The sequence below is a fragment of the Onishia niordana genome (assembly GCF_004798965.1).
Lineage (GTDB): Bacteria > Pseudomonadota > Gammaproteobacteria > Pseudomonadales > Halomonadaceae > Onishia > Onishia niordana.
In genome coordinates this window covers 1-250 of the sequence record NZ_SDSD01000140.1, presented here as the reverse complement: position 1 = coordinate 250, position 250 = coordinate 1, and the positions used below count along the sequence as shown (strand labels likewise).

1 protein-coding gene is annotated in these 250 nt (G+C 36.0%); it reads left to right on the top strand.

The window, feature by feature from the left end:
* Positions 1-11: 11 nt before the first annotated feature.
* On the top strand, positions 12-113 hold the full coding sequence (locus ETC27_RS18255; protein WP_439331818.1) for a hypothetical protein: 102 nt from the start codon (positions 12-14) through the stop codon (positions 111-113).
* Positions 114-250: the final 137 nt, after the last annotated feature.

The window sequence follows — 250 nt, the reverse complement described above, 5'->3', positions numbered from 1 at the left end:
AAAAAGTATTAATTGATGGTGGCGTCCGACGCAAGGACCGTAAAAAATCAATTGATAAACTCGCCGCTGTCTTGATATTACAAAATTATCTTGATGCGCACAAATTATTTTAGAAGTAGGAAGCATTATGTCAGAACATACACATGACCATGACCACGAAGACCGTTTTATCACTCTGATTGATGATAACGGTAATGAAAGCCTTTTTGAAATCTTGATCACTATTGATGGCCAAGAAGAATTTGGTAAA